This window comes from Streptococcus sp. 4094, assembly GCF_013277125.1.
GTDB lineage: Bacteria > Bacillota > Bacilli > Lactobacillales > Streptococcaceae > Streptococcus.
Window position 1 is genome coordinate 21,915 of sequence record NZ_VMMI01000011.1, and the last position, 20,822, is coordinate 42,736.

12 protein-coding genes are annotated in these 20,822 nt (G+C 41.1%); all 12 read right to left on the reverse strand.

What is annotated here, in order from left to right; genetic code table 11:
• Positions 1–106 precede the first annotated feature (106 nt).
• A complete protein-coding gene (locus HT721_RS03340) occupies positions 107–1,054 on the reverse strand; it encodes an Rpn family recombination-promoting nuclease/putative transposase (protein WP_173212875.1) in 948 nt (315 codons plus the stop codon).
• Positions 1,055–1,154: 100 nt separating this feature from the next.
• A complete protein-coding gene (locus HT721_RS03345) occupies positions 1,155–2,843 on the reverse strand; it encodes an alpha-L-fucosidase (RefSeq protein WP_173212877.1) in 1,689 nt (562 codons plus the stop codon).
• Between the two features lies 1 nt (position 2,844).
• Positions 2,845–6,633, reverse strand: a complete 3,789-nt coding sequence (locus HT721_RS03350) for a sugar-binding domain-containing protein (protein WP_173212879.1) — start codon at positions 6,631–6,633, stop codon at positions 2,845–2,847.
• 225 nt (positions 6,634–6,858) lie between these two features.
• Complete coding sequence (locus HT721_RS03355; RefSeq protein WP_173228920.1) at positions 6,859–11,766, reverse strand: ZmpA/ZmpB/ZmpC family metallo-endopeptidase; 4,908 nt, start codon at positions 11,764–11,766, stop codon at positions 6,859–6,861.
• Between the two features lie 202 nt (positions 11,767–11,968).
• Positions 11,969–12,853 (reverse strand): SPFH domain-containing protein, encoded by an 885-nt coding sequence (locus HT721_RS03360; RefSeq protein WP_050252682.1) that lies wholly within the window; start codon positions 12,851–12,853, stop codon positions 11,969–11,971.
• 144 nt (positions 12,854–12,997) lie between these two features.
• The gene (locus HT721_RS03365) at positions 12,998–14,149 is read right to left on the reverse strand and encodes an iron-containing alcohol dehydrogenase (protein ID WP_173212883.1); all 1,152 of its coding nucleotides are present in this window, start codon (positions 14,147–14,149) and stop codon (positions 12,998–13,000) included.
• Between the two features lie 1,561 nt (positions 14,150–15,710).
• Complete coding sequence (gene adcA / locus HT721_RS03370; RefSeq protein WP_061438593.1) at positions 15,711–17,216, reverse strand: zinc ABC transporter substrate-binding lipoprotein AdcA; 1,506 nt, start codon at positions 17,214–17,216, stop codon at positions 15,711–15,713.
• 9 nt (positions 17,217–17,225) lie between these two features.
• On the reverse strand, positions 17,226–18,032 hold the full coding sequence (locus HT721_RS03375; RefSeq protein ID WP_000950038.1) for a metal ABC transporter permease: 807 nt from the start codon (positions 18,030–18,032) through the stop codon (positions 17,226–17,228).
• On the reverse strand, positions 18,025–18,729 hold the full coding sequence (locus HT721_RS03380; protein ID WP_001269496.1) for a metal ABC transporter ATP-binding protein: 705 nt from the start codon (positions 18,727–18,729) through the stop codon (positions 18,025–18,027). Before HT721_RS03380 ends, HT721_RS03375 begins: the two co-directional genes overlap by 8 nt.
• The gene (gene adcR, locus HT721_RS03385; RefSeq protein WP_164226154.1) at positions 18,729–19,169 is read right to left on the reverse strand and encodes a zinc-dependent transcriptional regulator AdcR; all 441 of its coding nucleotides are present in this window, start codon (positions 19,167–19,169) and stop codon (positions 18,729–18,731) included. Before adcR ends, HT721_RS03380 begins: the two co-directional genes overlap by 1 nt.
• A gap of 152 nt (positions 19,170–19,321) precedes the next feature.
• Positions 19,322–20,590, reverse strand: coding sequence for a D-alanyl-lipoteichoic acid biosynthesis protein DltD (dltD, locus tag HT721_RS03390; protein ID WP_164226153.1), 1,269 nt, complete (start codon positions 20,588–20,590; stop codon positions 19,322–19,324).
• A complete protein-coding gene (gene dltC / locus HT721_RS03395) occupies positions 20,583–20,822 on the reverse strand; it encodes a D-alanine--poly(phosphoribitol) ligase subunit DltC (protein ID WP_000351967.1) in 240 nt (79 codons plus the stop codon). The genes dltD and dltC overlap by 8 nt, the downstream gene beginning before the upstream one ends.

Sequence of the window (20,822 nt, forward strand, 5' to 3'; positions counted from 1 at the left end):
ACCTAAAAGTGTTAGCATTCTCTGGCTGGTCTGCCTGTTGCAACTAACAACTAAAGCTAAAATAAAACATGCTACCTCATTTTGGCAACATGTCATCTGTTCCTATTTACAGCAATGCCTCAAACTCAGCGACGGTTATCCCCAATTGCTGACTGGCTACCTCAGAAGTCAGAAGACCTTGACGGACTAAATTTAGTAGCATGGACAAACTTCCCTCAACTTTCCCGCGCTCTAAACCTTGTTCAATACCTTCTGCTCGACCACGTTCAAGACCACGTTCCAACCCCAGTTCAATACCTTCCGCCCTAGCTGTTTCCAAGGCATAGTCATGCGCTAGTAAAGCTTGTTCTTCTCGCATACGTAGTTGACTAAACATTTTTCTGTCCTCCTCGGACCAGCTCTTGTAGTCCAGCAGTTGGTCTGCCTGGCTGATGGCTCGCTCGGGTTCCTGAGTAAAGGGTTTATTCCCGAAAAACTCCAACCAGGGCTTGCGAACCTCATCTTTGCTGGTTTCTCTGTATTTTTTTAATTCCAAGAATGCCATCTTGACTAGATGGTTTTCCTGTCCGTTATTTGTGATAGTTAAGACCTCACCTGTCGTATCCTCTCGCATACTAAAGCTATGAAAAGCTAAGTCATCTGAAAAGTAATTGCTGTCCACGATTGCGATAGCGTATACTGGTGCGATGTGTTTATAGCTCTGGTGAGTATCACCTTCGCGTTGGCGAATTTTTTCAAGGTTTTGATTGACCTGACTGCACAGGTAAGCCCATAAACGATTAATGAAAAAATTCTGATGATGTACTTGTATTTCAATAATTACTTGCGTTCCATTATCCAACTCCGCCAAGACATCTATACTAGTGTAAAAATCCTGAGCTGAGTAAGGTAGGGAAGGCAAGACATGAATATTACTTCCCTCCAAAATGGTCACATTTTTTGCTGGTAAATCCAGCATATCGCGAATAAATTGACAAGTGATTTCTGGGTTACTAAAAATCTTCTTAGCAACCAAGTCGTTGGTTGGGCTAATGCCCGGATGTCTTAGAATCATCCTTTTCCTCCTTTTATTATACCACAGTTTTAAATCTAGGTTTGCTAGATTTACTGCTACTATCTATTTATTCGGAAAAGAAATGAATTATAAAGATATTTTATCTCGTTTCAACTAAAATATGAGCTTGATCCATCAGTTGTCCATCAACAGTCAGATTTAGATAAAAATCTAAAGTCTTATCAGCAGCAAAATACAGGGTTGGTATGCTCAAGTCTTTTTTGCTTTCCCCTGCTTGGAATTGAAGGACTTGAATCTCATCCTGATAGGCGACACCATGGACACCTGTCCCCGGTTGAATCGAAATCTTAGCCTCCAAAGGAGTGTCACTTTCGCTACGTTCAACCCTAAAATGAAGAGTCTCTCCCTTTGCTACAGCTAGACTTTTTTCTACAAATGCTAGTCCCTGAACAACTTCTTTTTGTGATAAGCTAGGAGTTTTATAGAGGGAAATCTTGGTCAATACAGGCATAGATTGTGCCTCGGTAATTATCACGCGCACCTTCTGTGCCTCTACTAGCGGACCTCGCAAGAGACGCTTATGACCAACGGTAAAGCCCATGCCAAATTCTTGCCAGACACCATCCACCTCTACTTGCACATGAAAAGCAGCGATTCGTTGCCCCAGCTTCAAATCTTCTCTTAACTCAAGCACATCGAAAGTTTTAGGCGCCCCTAAGTCTAGTTCTAGCTGGATGGGCAAGTCTGCAGCGCTTGCCCAAGAGCTAGTTTCAAGGCCGTCTGTCAAATGGCGACAAGCAAAGTCTGCGGAAAGAGCAGGACCAGATACCTCAGCTCCCAGAGCCAAATCTTCTTTATAGAGCTCATTGCGATAGGCCGCAAATTCATAGAGGCGTTCAATATCCTTTGCATCAAATAGCCCAGCTTGATTCGGCGGAATATTAAGCAAGAGTGGAGTTCCCCGACCCACCGAGTGAAAGTAGATTTCGATCAACTCCTCAAGTGACTTAGGATCCTGCTCTTCATGGTAAAACCAACCCGGCCGGATGGAAACATCTGCCTCACCGATTGAAAAAATAGTGCCTGAAGAATCTCCATGCTGAAGATAATCCAGCTCTGCTTCTGTTCCTAGTTTGTCAGGATTCACCTTTTGCCACAGTGGATCACCTGCATACCCTCGTTCATTGCCAATCCAGCGGATACTAGTGCCTTCTGTTGAAAAAATTAAGCAATCTCCCTGCAGTTCACGAATGGTTTCAAACCATTTTTCAAATTCATAATTGACCTTTTGAGCGCCCTCTCCTCTGGCACCATCCATCCAGACCTCAGCAAATTTCCCTCCATTTCCATAGACAGGATTTGATAAAATCTCCTTCAGCTGTGCCAGATAATAGGCATTATAGTCCGCTTCTCGGTCCACATGATAGAGGGGACTATGGGCATCCCAGGGTGATAGGTAGACCCCCATATCCATATCAAACTCTGTGGCAGCTTGGGATACTTCAAGGAGCAAGTCCCCCTCTCCATTCCTCCAAGGACTGGCCTTGACCGAATAATCTGTGTGAGCTGTCGGATAGAGGACAAAGCCGTCGTGGTGCTTGACCACCAAAATCAACTTTTTAAAGCCCATTTCCTTGAGCACACGAACCCACTCACGCGCATCTAACCTTGTCGGGTTAAAGCGTTCAGGATTCTCCTGACCTGTCCCCCATTCCTGGTCATAAAAGGTATTGGGTCCAAAATGGATAAAGGCTGCTAGTTCATCCTCTAAATAAGCTAGCTGGGCCTGACTAGGCAAGGGGCCATGCGGTTTTATTTCTCTTACCATATTACTTCCTATCTACATTTTTCTTTACTTTTTTGGCATGTACTTGCAATTCTGTTAACGCTAGGGGACTGGTCAAGCCTTCAAATCGAAGACGAAGGGCATAGGATTCCACCTTGTCAAATTCAAAACGAAGCCCTTCAGCCTTGTCGCTTGAAACTTTTCGGATAGCTGATACAGGGTGCCAATTCTCCTCTTGTTTGAGCAGAGAATCCTTATCCAAATGGTTGGGGGTCCGAGGCAGGGCAGGCTCATTCCCTACATAATAATCAATAAAAGTAGGCTCCATCGCCACGTATTCTTGATTCTCAACATAATACAAGGTCACATTATCCACAAATCGCGGTTTTAAAATCCCTGCATCTCCAAAAAGAATGCCCACGCTAGCTTGCTCTGACTTGGCAATCCAAGTATTGGCTGTCGATTTCTTCCGAGCAATGACCTTGTCATTGAGGTAAGAGGCTGGGTGATTCGGCTCTGAGTGAGAAGCAAAGACCAGAGGCAGGTTAGACCCTGTCCACTGATTGGAAATAACTTCCCCATCTACACTGGCACCTGTCACATGAATGGTGACTGTTGCTGGCAACTCACAGCCCGCTACCTGCCCTGTGAGCATACATTTTCCTACCTGAGCATAGACTTGAGGATCGAGTTCATCCCAAGTCACCTTGGCCGTATCTCGTCTGCCATCTGATAAGACTAGCTTAACTCGATCTGGTAAGTGTGGAGCTTCCTTGATAAGTGTCCAAACCCTTTCAGGCTCAATAGCGCAAATCCCTTGGACACAAACCTGAGCAGAAGCCTTTAAATCCAGCCCTTCCAGCTGGCCAGATACCGTAAACTCATGAAATCTTGCCAAATCTTCTTCAGGAATCTCCTCCCAAACAACCTTGACTCGTTTTGCACCGCCTGACTCATAGTCTACCAAGACTGAAGATGGTAGCTGTGGATAAGTCCCCTTATCTGTATACAAGCGAAGTGGTCGCACAGAAACTGCCTGCTCTAGTGAGGTATTTTCTGCAACCTGCAAATGAGTTTGATAGGTTTTCCCTTGATAAAAGGCGCGAATAGCCAAGTCTCCTGCAGACAAGCAATGAAGCACTCCCTGCTTGATAATAGCGTGGGCACTACCACTCGTCTCCCAAATCACTTCACTATTCCCCACCTTGTTCACAGGGTTATCCACAGTTTGTGGATAAAGTCCAATGGCTAGGGAATCCCCTTCTTGCAATCCTGCCTGCTTGTCCACTCGAATCTCAAATAAGCTCTGATTTTTCACTGGCTGACAATCAAAAGCCTCCCCCACTAAGAGATCAAAACTTGCTGGCTCTAACCCTCTAGCACTGGCTTTTACTCTCACTTGGCCTACCTGTTCCAAGCTCTGAACTAAGAGGACACCTCTGCCATGAAAGGCTTTCCGCTTAAAACGACCATTTTTCTGAGCCTGATAACGTTCACGACTGGCCTGCCTGCCATTATCCACACCCACAATGCGAGCAGGACCTTCAATTTCAAAATGAAGCTGATTGGAAGCAGTCGGCACCCAATTTCCAGCTTGGTCCAATACATCAAAATAAAGATAGAGGAGATCTTGCCCATCTGGCTCCAGTTGTGTTTTCTCGGCATGTAACCCGATTTTTGCTGGCTTACCTGTAGTCACCACCCTATCTTCTGCCACAAGCTGACCTTGACAGTCATAGGCCACAGCACGCAATTCTCCCGGTTGATAAGCCAAAGGCCATTCAAGATAGAGTTGATCAGAACCTTGTCCCTCTTGGTATGTTCTACCGTCTGAAGTCCATTTTTCCTGAAAGGTTTTCCTGCCTTGAGATTTTCCATTGAGAAATAGCTCTACTGAACCAGCATTTGAATACACTCGAACAGGGATATCCCCATACTTATCCACAACTTGTTGATAACTCTTGTGGATTTCCCAATTCCAGTGGGGCAGGATATGAACCATGGGATGCTGATTTACGTCCACCCACTGACTTTGATAGAGATAATAATCATTTTTAGGAATCCCTGCTGTGTCCACAAGCCCAAAATAGGAACTCTTTACAGGCGTGTCATTTTGATTGTGCCAAGGAGTCGGCTCACCGATATAGTCCACTCCTGTCCAGATAAACTGACCCGCATAGTCTAGCCGATTTCTATCTGCTATCCAAGAAGCCGTCGCTGTCTTCCCCCAAGGAACTCGATCATTGCCATAGTCCGACTGTTCAAAATTCCGCACGCGACGATTATCCCCAACCCATTCCTTAGCTGGGCGAAAATAGCTGTCACGCGTCCTTGTAGCTGATGAAGTTTCAGACCCGTAAAGTCGCCACTTGGGATGTCTTTTACGAATCACGTCAATATTATCTTCCGAGTAATTTAAGCCCACCACATCCAGCAAATTGGCTATCTTTTCATGACCTCCAGAACCATCGCCAAAGCGGAATTGATCCATTCCCATGGTCACAAAACGGCTATCATCCACTTCCTTGACCCTTTCTAGCAAGCGTTTGATCGTCTTCAATGAATAAGCATCTCCATTTGCTTCACTAACTTCATTTCCTAAGGACCACATAAAAATCGCTGGATTGTTCTTGCCACGCTCAATCATGGTGCGCAAATCGTAATCTGACCAGAAATCGCCTGCCTTCGCTTCTGGATGAGTCGCTTCTTTCTCAAAAAAGCGACCATAGTCATATTCTTTCTTGCCTCCATACCAGGTATCAAAGGCTTCTTCTTGGATGAGTAAGCCCATTCTGGCAGCCACATCCAGCAAAATGCTACTGGCTGGATTATGTGTGATTCGAATAGCATTGACGCCCATTTCCTTCATCTGGCGCAAGCGTCTCTCGGCAGCTGACCTGTTTTCCACAGCTCCCAGCGCTCCGTAGTCATGGTGCAGACAAACCCCATGAATCTTCAACCAGCGACCATTTAGAAAGAATCCCTTATTCGCTTGCCAATCCATATAGCGGTAACCAAAGGTCTCCTCTTCTTCATCAACCAAAATGCCATTTTTATAAAGGCGAGTCTTCAACTGATAGAGATGAGGATGGTCAATATCCCAAAGCAAAGGTTGGAAAATTGATATGGCTTGTTGGAAAGAATATTTGTCCCCAGACTCAATCACTAGAGAGTCTGTCGCCTGCCAGTCTGACAGCTGTTGTCCATCATACCAGATACTCTGTTCTAAATATACCGACACAGACTGAGGCCCATCATTTGAAACTTTACTTTCAAGCTGAGTTTCCACCCATCCATCTCTTTGCTCCTTGAGCTTGGGACTTTCTATCTTAATCCCATATAAATCCAGATGCACCAAATCTCTAATCAATAATTTTACTTCTCGGTAAACACCACTGCCCGAATACCAACGACTGCTAGGTTGCTTATTTTCCACAAAAACCGCAAGCTGGTTGGCTGTCCCATCGTTTCTTAGATAAGAGGTGATATCATAAGAAAAGGGTGTATAGCCATTGGGATAATAGCCCAGCACTTGCCCGTTAATATAGACTTGGGCATTCATGTAAACCCCGTCAAACAACAAACGCACCGATACAAGACTGGCATCTTCTTCCAAGTAAAACTGCGTCCGGTACCAAGCCTGACCCCCGTTTAACTGACCACCCTCATTTTGCGCTGGCGAATACTGGTCAAAATCATTGTAAATACTCCAGTCATGTGGCACTTGAATGGTCTGCCAATTTTCCCTCTGAAAATCCGGTGCCAAGGCTTCTTCTTTCCCCACCTCTTGGCTAAAAAACCAGTGATTTCGTAAAACTTCTTCTCTTCTCATACAAGCATTCCTCTTTAAACGACTCGATTTACTTGACTATAGCACAAAACAAAAGCGCTTTCAAGACTTCCTCTATCACTCCCTAAATACTCAGAAAAGATTCTATAATTTGTGGAAAAGTCTGAAAATCACTCCATATTCAAGCAAACTAATAAAGTCAAACCTTACAAGAGCGCAAAAAAACACCTCTCTGAATGTTCATTCCAGAGAGATGTCCCTTTTGTCTTAACTATTGTAAATCGATTGTCTAAAGTCATCTGAATCTTTGAGATAAGCTTTATAAATCGCTTTTTTCAGTTTTTGAACGGGTGTTTCGATAAATTTAAACTTTTTAGCCGTTGTGTTTCCTGCTTTTATCTGGGCTAGTTCAGCTAAAACAGCTTTATTCATAAGCTCTTGTAATTTTTCTTTACTATCAATCACTTCTTCTTTTCCGTTGTAATTTATAGTAATTGGTTTTAACTTACCTAATTTCTCAACACGCTCAGTTATTTGCTCTTTTTTGAAAGCTGCGTAAGATTTTCCTAAAATGTTATCGAAAATATATTTATCAGATAGCGGTTTGCCTTCTTCTTCAGCTTGGTTTTTGTATTGATTTGACACATAAGGAACAAATCCTTCATAATAGCCCAAAGCTCCCATAAGTTCAAAAGCTTGTTTTCTAAAGGTGATATCCCCACTCATACCAGAGTCATTTTGACTAACACCATAAATGGTATCAAACATATCCACTAAATAATACCCATTAGCTTTTACATCACCTGTTGCATAAAATCCATTTATGATATAACGATTAACTAAAATATTATTGTCAATCAGACTATTGATATCCGATAGATCTCTCGCTTCATCTAGTGTAATTTCTGAGATTTTTTCACTGTTATGCGTAGCTTTAACCGCTTGGTTTGTATATGTTACGGGTGTTCTAGTCCCAGTTGAATTTATCGGAGTTATTTTCTTGAAGTATTTCGTCTTGTCTTCTGCTGAAAGTTGCTTTGTTGCTTCTGCCTCTAAATAATCTAAACTATATAACACATCAAAACTTCCATGCATATAAGATTTCAAATCTGCAGCTGTTTTGAATCTATCTGGTGTTTTGTTGTAGAAACCATTTTTATTAGTTTCATCATAAACAAAGTTTAAGTTGAAATATGTATCTGTCTCTGGTGTATAAGAGTTCTCGAAGATTCCTCGGGCATAAAACTCTGCCGCTGTACCATCTCGACGACCATGATTATTAAACAGTACTGTTCTGTCTAATAAATGCGTCATTTCGTGAGAGTAAGTCGCTGAACCTCTATCATCAAGAACTCTATCTATAAAGTAACGGACACCCACTCCATTGGCTTCTGCACCTACATTTTGCGATGGTGAATACAATCCTAGAGGTGTCATAAAGTCTTTAACCCCTTTATCCGCTGTTGATCCTGATTCTTTAGACCATGTTGTCGCTATTCCAGCAGACGTATTCGTCGTATATTTTTTCATCGTATCGACAATCACTCTATTTGTAATCAGTTTCGGACGATTTTCTTCTTTTGTAATTCGATATAGAGTATCGATATAATCAGCCTGTCTTGTCGCAGTTAATTCTATCAATTCTTTAACCTTATTAAGCTCTTCGGTATACTTAGCTTTATTGGTTTTCTCTAAAGAAGTATCCATATACGTTCCGATGTTTCCGTAGGTTACCGTCGCTATGTTAGTTATAGCATACACGCTTGGCTCTTTGATATTTACCAACCCTAATAATGTAGCTACATTTTGTTGTCTTCTACTTTCTATTTGACGATTTTCAGCTCCATATTTCTCAGGAGGGGTAGTTAATTTTGTATATAAGTCTACTTTTTCATCAGGTTTTTCTTTCGAAGCTTTTTCAACTACGATAGCTTTAGTCGCTTTCTTCAACCACGTATCGCCATCCATATTAGTGAATGTAGTTCTATTGTAATCTAGGAAATCTAATAGCGTTGGTTTATCTGTGATTTTTCCGAAGTATTTCTCAAATGTTTTTGGACTATTGGTTAATCTTAATTCATCATAACTCATAGACCCAAGGTGTGTTAACCAATCTAAAGCAGTAACCTCTTTCTTACCAAATGAGCTTGGATTATAAGCTAGAATATCACGGATATTGGTATCTCCAAAATCAATATTATAAAAACGATTGATATAGGATAACCCTAGTAATATTTTCTCTTTATTAGCTTCAATATCACCTTTTACTTTTTCTCTATTTTGTTGATTGTCACCTAAAATACTCAAGGTATGCGCCGCAACTTTTTTCAAACTAGCTTCTAAATCGGTTTTAGTCGCATCGAGTGTTTCTTTAATCGATAATTTTTCAAGATATTCTTTTCGTAGAATTTCTTTTACTTCTTCATCAGTTATCGCCGGATTAGTTTTTTTCAACTCACTGCGTTTTTTATAAAAATCACGCTCTATTTCTAAAGCAGGCGGAGTTAGTTGCGCTTTAAAGTTTTCATCTGTTAAGAAGTCTACAGACTTCATTTCTCTACTAGCTTCCATCACATCCACTGCATTTTCTAACTCGCTATTTTCTGGAAATAGATGTGGTTTGTCTTCTTTAGTACCAACCAAGATTACTTTTTGGCGCATAGCTTTAGTTACTTCAGTTTTCTCAGTTGGATTTGTTAATTCTCCTGTCTCCGGATTAACTTCATAAGTGTTAGTGACGGTTGTTTCCCCTTGCTCACCTTCATCTTCAACCTTTTCTTTTCCTTTCAGAAGTTCAGGAGCGTCTTTTTTCACCTCTGTAATTTCTATAGGTGATACTATCTTTTCCACATTACCAACTTTTACTATTTTGTCTTTAGCTGGAGTGTTCTCTGTTGTAGTTTCTTCTGAGATAGCTCCTGTTTCTTGATTTACTGTGTATTTTGTAGTTGATACTGAGCTACCATTCTCCCCTGGTGTCTCTTCTTGTTGCACATTGTAACTTAAATCTGACGATGCTTTATAAATTGTCTTAAAAGGAATTTCTTGTGATTGAACTGTTGGTTTTGTTCCTACTGCCGTTATTTTCGCTTGCATTGCTTTGGCTACTTTTGTTGAAACTTCTGGATCAGTTAATTCTCCTGTTTGTTCATTTACTTTGTAAACTTTTATTGTTGTCGTTTCTTCATCCTGACCTTGATTTCTGACTTCTTTGACACCTTTATCAAGTGACTCATCCGCGACAAACTGTTCACCTCTTTTGACTGTTGATCTTGTTTCTTCTACATTCCCAACCTTAACAACTCTATCTACTGGATGTTTTTCTATCTTTGTTGAAGTGTTTTCTACTATTTTCCCAGTACTTTCATCAAAACTGTAAGAAGTAGTTGTCACTTCCTTACCGTTTTCGCCTGCTACTTCTACTTGTTGCTCTTTGTAATTTAAAGCTGGTGAAGCTTTATATGTTGTTTTATAGTCCAGTACTTTTTCTTTCGTTACTGAACTTGGGACAGTTGGTTGCTCTTGGGGAGCTAAGGGTTCAGGCTGAACAGCTGATTCTGGTTCGTTTCCTTGACTTGGCTTGACCTCTGGAGATGGAGGTGTTTGTTCTGCTTGTTTTTGGGTTTCTTGTGGGGCAGACTCACCAACATCTTTTACCCCCTCAACTGGATTCTCCAGCTGGTTCTCCTCACCCTTTTGTTCCGCAGGAGATTGATCTTCTTCGCCTCCTGATTCCACGGCTGGGCTTGCTGGTTCAGAATCTTTGGTCTCAGCAGTTTCTTTAGATGGTTGCTTAGACTCAGTACCTTGTGGGGCATGAGTTTGATTTTCCTCACCCCCTGATTCCACGGCTGAGCTTGCTGGATCTGGTTGTTTCGGCTCGGCTTCAGGTTTGTCAGGTGTTTGTTTCTCTCCTGGTGTTGCTTCTGTACCCGGCGTTTCTTCTGCTCCTGGTCTTGGTTGTCCTATTCCATCAGCTGGTTTTTTCTCTGTTTCATTCTCTACTATTGGAGTTTTTTCAGGTTGAACTGGTCTACTTTCCTCAGATTTGGGTTCAACTTCTTCCTTAGTCCCAACTGCAATCACCTTGTTCACCGGTTCTTTTGTGATTATATTTTCTATAACTTTGCTAGATTTTTCCCCATTAACGATAGTGACTTCCGTATAGATGGTGCGTTCACCAACAACACCTTCTTGAACAACTTTAGTTTGCCCTTTAGCTAAGGTTGCATCTTCTTGTTCTATCGTTTGGAAAGCAACCTCCTCTGTAGTGACTAGCAATTCTGGTTTCTCTACTGTGGCATTTAACACACCTTCCTCAGGACTTGTTTTATAATCACTATTATCTTCTGCTTTCGGTTGTTCTACTTGGGGATTTCCTGCAACTTCTTCCTTAGTCCCTATGGGCACAATTTCATCAGGAGCTTGTTTGCTTACAGGAACTTCAACAATTTTCTCAACTGCGTAGGATGGTTGAGGAGATTGCACAAGGTCTTCAGTCGAGCTAAAATGCGATGCAGTCTGTGGTACAATCTTCTTAGATTGAGGTTCTGCACTTTCCTCCTTTTGAGATAATGCTGGCAACTCTACCTTATCAACAGAAAGTTCCTTGTTACCACTATCTCTTACCAAATAATATCCCGTAAATTCATATCCTTGGACTCTTTCAGGGCTTGGTAGAAACTGACCTTCTACTCTCTTAACAAGGACTGGTTGCAATTCTACCAGATTTTCTAAAGCAGAGATGGATGCTCCCCAACCACCAACAGCAAAGACGCTCACAAGGAAGTAAGACGCTCCCTTTTTTCTCCTGATTAAAGTGAAGGAAAGCAATAATAATCCTGCTCCCATGATAAACATCCCATCATTAGAAAATAGACCTGTTTCTGGTAATCTTGTAGCCAATTTTCGATAGATAAAGTAGTATTCTTTTCCCTCTTTTACCTCAATTTTATTTTCTTCAAACCATTGCAACTCAGATTTCAGCTTTTCAGATAAATCCTGCTCATCCAAATAATGACTTGAAATTAGTGCTGAACTCGTTTCTGCAGCCTGTACGGGTTGAGCCCCCATACCAGCAAAAAATAAACTCGTTCCTAGCAAGACTGAACAAGCTCCTATTGCATATTTCCTCAAAGAAAAACGCTGCTTTCTCTCAAATTGAAATTCTTTCATCCCATCTCCCATCATTCATTATTACTGTATATTTAGTATATCAGAAATAGTCTGTATTCACAAATCTTTCTAGTTATTCCCTTATCATTCCAAGTTAAGGGCAACAATATACAATAATTTTTAGTTAAATGTATATCAATGTTCTTTGCTTTTCTTAACAAATGCAATACAAAAAGAACCTGTTGCCAAGCTCTTTAGTCTATTATTTCTTCTCAGCACGGAGGGCTGACAAGATTTGTGTACGGATATCATCTACACCATTTGGAGTATTTGGTAAAAAGATGGTTTGATTTCCTTTTGCAGCAAAGGTGTTCAAGGTATCCAAATACTGGTTGGTCAAGAGGATTGACATGATTTGTTCTTCTGTCATACCAACATTGGCTTCCTTGAGTTCTGTGATAGACTCTGCCAATCCATCCACAATCGCCTTACGTTGTTGGGCAATTCCCACACCATGAAGGCGATCCTTTTCTGCTTCGGCTTCAGCTGCAGTGACGATTTTAATCTTGTCTGCTTCCGCCAATTCTTGTGCTGCGACCCGCTTGCGTTGCGCCGCATTGATTTCATTCATGGATTGCTTAACTTCTGCATCAGGTTCGACCTTGGTAATCAAGGTTTTCACAATAATATAGCCGTAAGTGGTCATTTCTTCTGCTACTTGGTGTTGAACTTCAAGGGCAATCTCATCTTTTTTCTCAAACAATTCATCCAAGGTTAATTTTGGAACAGAAGAGCGAAGGGCGTCTTCGATATAAGATTTAATCTGAGATTCTGGACGCATGAGTTTATAGTAGGCATCTGTCACGCTCTGCTCATTGACACGGTACTGAGTCGCCACATTCATCATAACGAACACATTGTCCTTGGTCTTAGTCTCAACCACAATATCGCTTTGCAACAAGCGCAACTGAATGCGTGCTGCAATCGAGTCAATCCCAAAAGGCAAGCGAATGTGAATACCGCTATTGGCAACCTTTTGGTATTTCCCAAAGCGTTCAATAATCGCCACCGACTGCTGACGAACCACATAAACCGTACTCAGTGTGACTATCACCAATAGGAGCACACAAACAATCAGAAAAATCATGAAAAATATTGCCATGATGGAACCTCCACAAGTATTTTTCTAGTATTATAGCACATTTAAAGAAGGCTGTACCGTTTTTACTGCGATTTTTCCTGAAATGTCAATAATTAGAGGTGAATTGTCACATTGTCGTCAAATCTCTTGCTAAAACAACTCTTTATAAAAAGCAATCGTTTCTTCTAAGGTTGGCATAAATGGATTTCCTGGTGCGCAGGCATCAATCAAGGCGTTCTTAGAAAGGTATTCAAAGTCGAAATCTTTTTCTTCAATACCAAGTTCAGTCAATTTCTTAGGAATACCTACTGTCTCAGAAAGCTTCTCAATCTCAGCAATTGCATAATCGGCACATTCTTGATCTGATTTACCTTCTACATGAAGGCCCAAGGCTTTAGCAACATTGCGAAAAGCTTCTGGTACACGTTTAGCATTTTCACGTTCTATAACTGGTAGTAGCATGGCACAGCACACGCCATGAGGCAAGTTATATACTGCGCCGAGTTGGTGAGCCATTGAGTGAACATACCCCAGACCTGCATTGTTAAAACTCATACCACCAAGGAAGATGGCATTGACCATACCTTCACGCGCTTCAATATCGTGTCCATTTGCTACAGCGCGAGGAAGGTATTCCTTGATAAGTTCAATAGCACCAATAGACAGTTTCTTGGTCACATCATAAGCACCAGGTGTTACCAAAGCTTCAACTGCGTGGGTCAGAGCATCCATACCTGTCGCTGCAGTCAAAGCTTGAGGTTTTGAAATCATCAATTCAGGGTCATTGATAGAGATAAGAGCAAGGCTATTCTTGTCAACCATTACCATCTTAACCTTGCGTTCTTCATCGGTAATCACATAGTTAATGGTAATTTCTGCTGATGTACCTGCAGTAGTATTGATAGCTACAACAGGAAGGCCTTTTTTAGCAGACTTATGAAGCCCTTCATAATCCTGTGGTTTTCCACCATTTGTAGCCATGATAGAGATACAACTAGCTGCATCCTGTGGAGACCCCCCACCAAGACTGATGATAAAATCACATCCATGTTCTTCCAAAGCAGCTACCCCATCTGTGACATTCTTACAAGTAGGGTTTGGCTCCACATCGCTAAAGATGACATATTCGATTCCTTCTGTATCCAGTGGTTTTAAAACCTTAGGTAAAATGTCACTTCCTTCGATGAACTTATCTGTCACCAAAAGTGCCTTTTTATAGCCAAGTTCCTTGATATAAGGACCCACTTCATTTACAACACCTTTACCAATAAGGTTGACTGCCGGAACATAAAATGTAGCCATATAATTTTCCTCCTGCGCCTTCGCGCTATCTATTTAACATCATTATATTACTTTTTGTATTCGTTTTCAATTATTTGTGAATTATTTAACAAATCTTTTTAAAAGGAGTGGATTTTGACTATTATTTATGAGATCCTTTTCCATCAGCAAACAAAACAAGTAGAACAGATTTTGAAATTATAATATACGAGGGCTTGCGAAAACCCTCTGTCTTCGCCCCTCAATTTAATAAAGGAAGTGTTACATATGCCAGAAACTTTACTTACAGTATTTCTAGCTTCGTTGCTTATCAACGTACTATATGAGCTTTTAAAGCCGTGGACAAAGAAACGAAACAAGTAATGGGTAATCCTTTAAGAGAGTAACAAAAAACATCATTACAGTGAACCGCACTCCAATAGTTCAAGCATTAAGCAATGTTGATGATCTGAATGTAGTGTGGTATAATATTTTTGTCATCGGTTACCGATTACGTTCCTATGGGTTCGTGAGAGGAGGTGAAACTAATGAGCCTTATCATAGAGCTCGCTCTTACTATTATAGCGGATGTTATAGCTGGAATTATCTTGTATTTCGTCTGCAGATGGCTAGATAGTAAGTAGTAGACCGAGTGACTAGCCTATCAACACCCGTTAAATCGCTAAGATACGTCAAAAAAGCCCTTAACTATGGCAGTAGTTAGGGGCTTTGGTGTTCTAATGAACCTTATCAATTAACTATATTCTAGCATATAAGTCCTAATATTTCAAGCATTAAGCAATGTTGATGATATAAATTTAATGTGATATACTATTTTTGTCATCGGTTACCGATTACGTTCCTTACGGTTCGTGAGAGGAGGTGAAACTAATGAACCTTGCCCCAGAGCTCGTTCTTACTATTGTAGCGGACGTCATAGCAGGAATTATCTTGTATTTCGTCTGCAAATGGCTAGATGGTAAGAAGTAGACCGAATGACTAGCCTGTAAACACCCGTTAAATCGCTAAGATACGTCAAAAAATCCCTTAACTACTGCAATAGTTAAGGGATTTGGTGTTCTAATGAACCTTGCCTATCGATTTTATTCTAACATACAGGTCCAGATATTTCAAGAGTTTTATTTATTATTTAAAATTCCTTAGTTCTGAAAGGTATTTGATTTTTCATCAATTCATTTAAAAATACTATACAAATTTCTTACATTTTCCATAAGTGTGATATAATGGACTCAATAAGATAACTTGTGAAGGATAAACGCTGGGTCCCAGAATGGGGTAGACTGAAAGGTTGAGCATTCCTATGTGCCTGGGGTTATCTTTTTATTTTGATTTTTTAAGGCTCTCTACAAAGTTTAGAGGGTCTTTTTCTATTCCTGTAGAATATACCAAAACACCCCTTAACTATGGCAGTAGTTAGGGGGTAGTATTCTAATGAACCTTATCCGATAAAATTATTCTAACATACAGATCCAGATATTTCAAGAGTTTTATTTATTTTTTAAAGTTCTGGAAAGGTCTATAATAAAATTAGCCATCTAGTATCAAAAAACCGACTAGCTCCTATGAACTAGTCGGTTTCTCATCAATGCGCCAACATTTCTTGGGCGATTTCTTGTCCAGATAGATTATCTGGGTAATAGGTTGGCCAGTTGTCCATTTCTTCAAATAGAGCTTCTTGGCTTGTGCCTCCAAAGAAGATATGGAAATGTTCTGCCTTAACTGGGGCAATATTGTGGTCACTAAACTGAACATATTTGAATTGTCCAGCATCCGCATCTGTCGCTTCAAAAAGGAAGCGCACGCCACGATTGCCTTTCTTGTAAGTCAAGATTTTTTTACCGACATACTTGTAAGTATATTTCTTACTTTGTCCACCTTGAACAAATTCCATAGTATTATCAGTAATGTTAATCTTAGTGACATCTGTCTGATAGCCTTTGGTATAGTAAGTCTTGTACTCAGCCTGGGTCATCTTACCAGTCAACTTAGCCTTGTAGTCAAAGACTTGGTCAAAAGTTCCATCTTCAAGGAAAGGATAAACTGATTGCCAGTTACCTGCATAGTCACTCAAGGTGCGGTCTTTGACGTCTGCATCCTCAAAGTAACCGTTTTGAACTGTCTTGGTATCCTCTGCCTTTTCAGGTTCGATAGCTGGACCTTCTTGGTCTGTTGTTTGTTTCAAAGCTTTGAGGTTTTTCTCCATGATAGAGATGTAATTTTCTCCCGCCTTGGTATCCTCTTCTGTCAGACTTTCTAAAGGATTGAGGACATCTGTTTTGACACCTGCCTCTTTTGAAAGTGTGTTAGCAAGGGCTTGTGAAGCATTCTCTTCAAAGTAGATATAGGCGATTTTATTTTTCTTGACGTACTCTGTCAATTCTGCCAGACGAGCAGCTGATGGTTCTGCATCTGGAGAGAGGCCTGAGATTGCGACTTGTTTGAGTCCATAGTCCAAAGCAAGATAGTTAAAGGCTGCGTGCTGAGTCACAAAGCTCTTTTGTTTAGCTTGAGACAAGCCTTCTGCGTAAGCCTTATCCAAGGCTTGTAATTTTTCGATATAGGCAGCCGCGTTCTTTTCAAAGGTTTCTTTTTTATCAGGATAATCTGCTGACAAGCTATCACGGATGTGCTCTACAAGTTTAATGGCACGAACTGGTGATAACCAAACATGGGGGTCAAACTCATGGTGATGGCCTTCTTCTCCATGGTCATGGTCTCCCTCTTCTTCCTCACCACCTGGCAAAAGCAACATATCGCCTGTCGCCTTGATGGTTTTGACCTTTTTCTTATCCAAGGTATCTAGCAATTTAGGAACCCAAGTTTCCATGTTTTCATTTTCATAAACGAAGGTGTCTGCGTCTTGGATTTTGGCAACTGCCTTGGCAGACGGTTCGTATTCATGAGGTTCTGTACCAGCACCGATGAGGAGTTCTACATTAGCAGTATCTCCTGCGACTTGCTTGGTAAATTCATAGACAGGGTAAAAGGTTGTCACGATATTGAGTTTGCCATCTGCCTGTTTTTGATTGGAACAAGCCACTAAAAACAAGGCACATAGACTGGCGAACAATAAGCTAATTTTTTTCATCTTAGTCTCCTATTTGATAAAACGTCTTACTAAACTAATTAGCAAGAAAACAGTTACAAAAATAATAGTAATACTTGCACTTGCAGGTGTTTCTGCATAGTAGGAAATGTAAAGTCCTGCTACCATTCCCAAAAATCCAATAGCACTGGCAAGCAACATAACCGATTTAAAGTTTTTCCCCAGACGCAGGGCAATACTAGCTGGCAAGACCATAATGGTCGATACCAGAAGAGCTCCTGCTGCAGGAATCATAAGGGCAATGGCCACCCCCGTCACCATGTTAAAAAGAATGGACATGGTACGAACTGGCAAGCCATCCACAAAGGCCGTATCCTCATCAAAGGTCAGGATATACATTGGACGAAGGAAGAGGAAGGTCAAAATCAAAACAACCGCCGCAATGACAAAGAGGGAAATAACCTGCTCCTCACTGATAGTCACTATTGAACCAAAAAGGTACTGGTCCAAACTCATAGAACTAGAGCTTTTCCCCTTGCTCATGACAATCAGAGAAACAGCCAGACCTGTTGACATGAGGATAGCTGTCCCGATTTCCATAAAGCTCTTGTAAACCGTACGGAGATACTCCAGAAAGACCGCCGCAATCAAAACAATAGCAATCGTAGAAACAGTCGGAGAAATCCCTAGGACCAGACCAAAGGCTACACCTGAAAGTGAGACGTGACTAAGAGTATCACTCATCAAACTCTGACGGCGCAAGATAAGGAAGGTCCCCAATACCGGCGAGAAAAGACTCATGGCAATAACGGCCAGAAAGGCACGTTGCATAAAGTCATAAGATAACAAACTAAGCATGGCCCACCTCCTGATCATTCTCATGAACGTTGAAACAACGCCATGGCGAGTCTTGGTTACGGACTAGATGAATATTGCGATCCGCATAATCCTTAACTTCTTCAGGGTCATGGGTAATCATCAAAACAGCCTTACCATGATGATGGGCGCTGTGGTGCATGAGTTCGTAAAATTCATTTTTACTTCCTGCATCCATCCCCGTTGTCGGCTCATCTAGGATAAACACGTCTGGGTCAGAGGCAAACATACGCGCAATCACCGCTCGTTGCTTTTGTCCTCCAGATAGAGACCCCAAGCGTTTGTCTCGATGTTCCCACATGCCAACTGAGTCTAAACTGGCCTTGATATGCTCCTCATCATGAGCATTCAAACGACGGAACCAGCCTTTTCGCGGATAGCGACCCGACTTGACAAATTCATAAACCGTACTTGGAAAACCAGCATTAAAACTGGCAATCTGTTGAGGAAGGTAAGCTATTCTCAATTTCTTACCCTGCGTATTTGTCTTTGAAATGGTCACCTTGCCAATGCGTGGCTGGAGGATTCCAAGACTGGCCTTGATGAGTGTCGTCTTAGCTGCCCCATTCTCCCCTGTCAAGGTAACAAATTCCCCACTATCAACACTATAATTGATATGTTCAAGAACGGGCTCCTTATCATAATAGAAGGATAAATCCTCTACCGTAATATATCTCATTATTTGATTTCTCCTACTAAAGCAGTCAAAAACCGCTGAATCACTTTTTGTTCATTTGGAGTAAACTGAATCGCCACTTGTTCATAGGTTAAAAGCGTATGCTCATGGTGATGGTGGTGCTCCTCAGCAATTGGACGAGCCAAATCAGTCAACTGATAAAAAATCACACGCGCATCTTTAGGATCTTTAGATGTTTCCAACATCCCTTCCTTGACCAAAGACTTAATGGCCTTGGTAACTGCCGCCTGACTGACATTGAGACGACGAGCCAACTCTGAATTGGTTAAAGATTCCTCCGACAAGAGCATGAGAATGTGCTCCTGAGTATTGGTCAGGGCCACCTCGCTAGTACAATGACCTATTAGGATTTCATGCTGATTTTCTGCCTGCAAAATTACCTCATTCAAAAAAGCATCAATATCCTTCGCTAGCTGTCTCATATCTGACTCCTTTCCTTTTGAACTTCTCTTTTTTAAGAGAAAAATACTATTCTTTGGAATTTTATTTACCAGTTAATTATATCACAAGCAAAAAAAGAGTCAAGAAAAAACGTAAAAATAGGCTTCATTCTTGAACTCTTCTATATTATGATCTATTGAAATTCTTTGACATCTCCATCGTATGTCGCCCAGTCTTTGCTGAAAAAGCGCTCATTCAGATGGTAAGTCGGAGCTGGTGTGGGATTGGATAGGAAAGGATCAACTGCCTTGTCAAAAGCCAACCAACCCAACCAACCAAGGTGAATGGTATCCTTCATAAAGAAAACTTCCCCACCGTCCTTAGAAAAATCTGCTATATTGGTAAAACCTTGACTTTCTAATTGGTAGCGAATCTTTTGCACCGTTTGTTGGTACATATCCTCTCGTAGACCAGCATAGTCCATCCATTTTTTATTAACAGGTGGAATGATAAAAATCGGGTTTACCTTAGATTTAGAAAACTGGGTTAAAACCAACTGCAAGTCATTATACTCTGGCGACTTGAGATAGGTAAAGCTTTTCTGAGAGTCCTTTAATTTCTTCAAATCCTTCTTAATCTGCGTATTATAGAAATAATTTTCCATTCCCAGATCATTATTGGAAGTATTCTTTTCAGCATCTGCTTTAACAATATCTTCTATGGCTTGATAAGAAAACTGGTCTGGCAAGGTCTTTAAATACTTAACTACATGCTTATCATAATTGACATAGCCTCTAACTGAAAACTGACCAAAAAAGGAAGCTTGGCGTTCATTAAACCGAGCCAATAATTCAATCATTTCATTGTCTGCCGTCGACAATTCTTCTTTACTTGCCAACTTCTGAACCAAATCCTTCATAGCTACGTTTGGGAACTGCTGTAGTAAGCGAGTCGCCGCATATTGACTAGCCTGATCTCCAGATTGATGTTCCAGAAAACTGGTCAACTGGTCTCCATTAAAATACTGCTGGAAGGCTGCTGGCTCATAGCCGTTTTTACTGAACCACTGAGGTGAGATAACATACACAACTTGTTTATTCTCCAGCTGTGGCAGCATCTGTTGCATCCCAAAATACTGATTGAGCGAGGCAGCTCCCCTCTGTCCTAAAAGATAAGGACGGTAGGAGCGATTGTATTTCTCAGCTAATACCGCAGGATGAGCACCGTCAAAACGAAGCCATTCACTGGAGCCAAAGAAAGGAACAAAACGCATATTTGGATCAGATAGTGCTCTGACTTTTTGACTTCGCTCCTTAAAACTATCGATAGTAGTAGCCACCGCTGAACGCTTTTCAGCTCCTAGATTATGACGCATCTCAGTAGGATAAAAGAAAATGAGCAGAAAAACCAACAAACCAGCTATCAAGACCGGTCCGAAGATCATCCATAAGCGTTTAAGCATTTTGTAGCTCCACAATGCCAGCTATAATTTTATTAGCTGTATTCCAGTCATCACGACCAAACTCTGTTACAGGGACACGAATGTCAAAACGGTTTTCAATCTCCACAATCAATTCAACCGTTCCCATACTATCCAAGACACCTGCGTCAAAAAGATCTTCATCCATCATGTCAGAAACATCTTCCATAAACAACTCATCAATAATTTCGATAACTTCTGATTTGATATCCAT